Origin of the sequence: Vibrio sp. 10N.222.52.C12, assembly GCF_041474215.1 — a bacterium.
Taxonomy (GTDB): Bacteria; Pseudomonadota; Gammaproteobacteria; order Enterobacterales; family Vibrionaceae; genus Vibrio; species Vibrio crassostreae_C.
Genome location: NZ_JBFRTR010000084.1, coordinates 12,106 through 16,087 on the forward strand (window position 1 = coordinate 12,106; position 3,982 = coordinate 16,087).

The following is a 3,982-nucleotide window of genomic DNA, read 5'->3' on the forward strand; positions in this document are numbered from 1 at the left end:
TTATCTGTTATCTGTTATCGATAGTAAACAGTAAGTAACAGCTAGCGACAGACAATAAAAAAGCTCTTACCATTATCACTTTCTTGCGAAGGATAAAGGTAAGAGCCTTTTCTGTTTTCCCTCTATATAAAGAGAGAAAAAATTAATTAGTTTAAGCGGTTACGATCGTTGTCGTCGTCTTTCTTCTCAAACTCACCTTCAAAGGTGTTGCCGTCTTTTGATTGGTCAGATGGATCGCGATTGAATGGGTCTTGTCCAAATGGGCTCTGGCCAAAACCAGCTTGTCCACCGGCATGGAAACCACCAGACATGTTGGTCACCACCATTTTTTCCATCATTTTCTTGGCAATCATCGCTCTTGGTGCTGGCAATAATACCAACATACCGAGTGCGTCCGTCATAAAACCCGGAGTCAGCAGCAATACACCGGCAACTGCAAGCATCACGCCTTCAAGAATCTGTTGTGCTGGCATTTCGCCTTGTTGCAAACGACCTTGCACAGACATAAGTGTCTGAATGCCTTGGCTACGAACCAGCGATGCACCCACAAATGCAGTGATCAAAACCAACGCAATAGTTGGCCACAATCCTAAGAAGCCACCAACTTGAATAAATAGCCCAATCTCAATGATGGGTACGAAGATAAATAGTAATAATAAGATAGGAAACACACGCCCTCCTTTGTTACTTGCAGTTTACGCTGAAAGCCCTAACAATCTCAAATTTATCCGGTAAATAAGCGTGTTTATTGACCAAGAATAACTTTGCAAAATATTGACGAAACAAAACCGAAAAAGGTGATCCACTTAATATTTTTATGCGCTAAGTACAGTATCATGTGCCACATAAGTCAGGACGGATTTATCAGCCCAATATTCTAGCGAACGGAGTATTTGCACACAGAATAGGCTAATAACTAACTATATAATCAGAATAATTCTCTAAGGATCCTGTTATGGCTACTCAATCAGAAGCTCAAGTTGAAGCTCCTCAAGCTACTCGTCTCGAAGAAGATCTATTAGGTCAACGTCATGTTCCGGCTGATGCTTACTACGGCATCCACACTCTACGCGCAGTTGAAAACTTCAACATCTCAAATGTAACGATCTCAGATGTACCTGAATTCGTTCGCGGTATGGTGATGACTAAGAAAGCGGCGGCTTTAGCAAACAAAGAGTTAGGTGTAATTCCAAGCGAAGTGGCTAAATACATCATCCAAGCTTGTGACCTAATTCTAGACACGGGTAAGTGCATGGATCAGTTCCCATCGGACGTTTTCCAAGGTGGTGCTGGTACTTCTGTAAACATGAACGCAAACGAAGTTGTTGCGAACGTGGCTCTTGAACTTATGGGCAAAGAAAAAGGCCAATACGAGTTCATCAACCCGAACGACCATGTAAACCGCAGCCAATCTACAAACTGTGCTTACCCAACTGGCTTCCGTATCTCTGTTTACAACAGCGTTCGTAAACTGATTGATGCGATCGAATACCTAAAAGGTGCATTCGAGCTTAAGAGCCAAGAATTCAACACGATTTTGAAGATGGGTCGTACTCAGCTTCAAGACGCAGTTCCAATGACGGTTGGCCAAGAGTTCCACGCTTGGGCTGTAACCATCAATGAAGAAATCAAAAACCTAGAATACACTTCAAAACTACTGCTTGAAGTAAACCTAGGCGCAACGGCTATCGGTACAGGTCTGAACGCAGCACCGGGTTACCAAGGCCTAGCAGTGAAACACCTAGCAGAAGTAACAGGCCTAGAGTGTGTAGCGGCTGAAGATTTAATCGAAGCAACGTCTGACTGTGGCGCATACGTAATGACGCACGGCGCACTTAAGCGTCTAGCAGTTAAGCTATCTAAGATCTGTAACGACTTGCGTCTACTTTCTTCAGGTCCACGTACTGGTTTGAACGAGCTAAACCTACCTGAACTGCAAGCAGGTTCTTCAATCATGCCTGCTAAAGTAAACCCAGTTGTACCTGAAGTAGTAAACCAAGTTTGCTTCAAAGTTCTAGGTAACGACAACACGGTTTCTTTCGCTGCGGAAGGTGGTCAACTTCAACTGAACGTAATGGAACCTGTTATTGCACAAAGCATGTTTGAGTCTCTAGACATTCTGACAAACGCTTGTGTGAACCTGCGCGACAAGTGTGTAGACGGCATTACGGTAAACAAAGAAGTATGTGAAGCGCACGTATTTAACTCTATCGGTATCGTCACTTACCTAAACCCATACATTGGCCACCACGAAGGTGACATTGTTGGTAAGATCTGTGCAGAAACAGGTAAGAGTGTTCGTGATGTAGTTCTAGAACGCGGTTTATTGACCGAAGAAGAACTTGATGACATTTTCTCTGTTGAAAATCTAATGCATCCTCAGTATAAAGCTAAACGCTACGAATAACGGTAGCGAGAAAGGGCTCCAAACGGAGCCCTTTTTTAGGCTCCAATACGGTTAACCCTGCTGATCTTGTGGATTTCCGTTAGTTGCGTTTTTGCTTAATTAAACCTAAACCATAGAACTATTATGTGAACATTCCAGTGGCGAATGTTCACATAATAAAATCTAAAATGAGGTGTTACTTATGATTGCAGTAGAACTATTTGTCGTCCTGCTCTTTATCTTTTTGGGGGCCAGAATTGGCGGTATCGGTATTGGTTTTGCCGGTGGTGCTGGTGTTATTGCCCTTTCATTAATTCTTGGTGTTCCAACAAGCCAATCTTTTATCCCGGTCGATGTAATTTTGATCATCATGTCGGTTATCACCGCAATTGCAGCAATGCAGGTTGCTGGCGGTATGGACTGGTTGGTACAAATTGCAGAAAACTTTTTGCGTAAACACCCTGAACGTATCACCTTTTACGCGCCGATTGTGACCTTTGTAATGACACTAATGGCGGGTACTGGTCACACAGCATTCTCTACGTTGCCTGTTATTGCAGAAGTAGCAAAAGGCCAAGGTGTTCGTCCTTCTCGTCCACTGTCTATCGCAGTTGTAGCCTCTCAAATTGCGATCACAGCTTCGCCTATTTCGGCAGCAGTTGTGGCTTTCGCAGCGATGCTGGCACCCTTTGGTGTCGATTACCTAACGCTATTGATGGTTTGTATTCCAACAACCTTCATCGCTTGTATGGTTGGTGCGGTTGTCGCGAACTACATGGGCAGCGAACTGAAAGACGATCCTATTTACCAAGAACGTCTAGAGAAAGGTCTAATCAAGCTAGCAACAGAAGAGAAACGCGAAATTCTACCAACAGCGAAGAAGGCGACTTACATCTTCCTTGCAGCGATTGGTTTTGTTGTTTGCTACGCAGCCGCTATCTCTAGCTCTGTTGGCCTAATTGAAAACCCAGCACTGGGCCGTAACGAAGCGATCATGTCTGTGATGCTGGCAGCAGCAGCGGCAATCGTGATGTTCACTAAGATTGATGCAGCGAAGATTTCTTCGGCTCCAACGTTCCGTTCTGGTATGACGGCATGTGTATGTGTACTTGGTGTGGCTTGGTTAGGTTCAACGTTTGTAAACGCACACGTTGCTGAAATCAAAGACGTAGCAGGCGCTCTACTGGCTGACTACCCATGGATGCTGGCTCTTGTTCTGTTCTTCGCTTCTATGCTGCTTTACTCTCAAGGCGCAACAACAGTTGCACTGATGCCTGCAGCACTAGCGATTGGCGTAGCACCACTAACAGCCGTTGCTTCTTTTGCTGCGGTAAGTGCGCTGTTCGTACTTCCAACTTACCCTACGCTACTAGCAGCGGTTGAGATGGATGACACAGGTTCAACGCGTATTGGTAAGTATGTATTTAACCACCCATTCTTCATTCCTGGTGTGGCAACAATCAGTACTGCGGTAGCACTCGGCTTCGCATTCGGCGGTCTGTTTATCTAACACTCGGTGAAAAACCAAACCTAAAAGGAAGCTTCGGCTTCCTTTTTTCTTTTCTGAACAATGTGTTTATTTGATACGTATCAAAT

General features: G+C 44.4%; 3 protein-coding genes. 2 read left to right on the forward strand and 1 reads right to left on the reverse strand.

The features are described 5' to 3' along the window. Positions 1-146: 146 nt before the first annotated feature. Entirely contained in the window at positions 147-671 is a 525-nt protein-coding gene (locus AB4623_RS15765; protein ID WP_012604974.1) for an FxsA family protein, read from the reverse strand. A 284-nt stretch (positions 672-955) separates the two neighbouring features. On the opposite strand from AB4623_RS15765, the gene aspA reads away from it, so the two are divergent. Further along, entirely contained in the window at positions 956-2,407 is a 1,452-nt protein-coding gene (aspA, locus tag AB4623_RS15770; RefSeq protein WP_017063668.1) for an aspartate ammonia-lyase, read from the forward strand. 181 nt (positions 2,408-2,588) lie between these two features. Continuing rightward, complete coding sequence (locus tag AB4623_RS15775) at positions 2,589-3,896, forward strand: anaerobic C4-dicarboxylate transporter (protein WP_004729714.1); 1,308 nt, start codon at positions 2,589-2,591, stop codon at positions 3,894-3,896. The last annotated feature ends 86 nt before the right edge of the window (positions 3,897-3,982 follow it).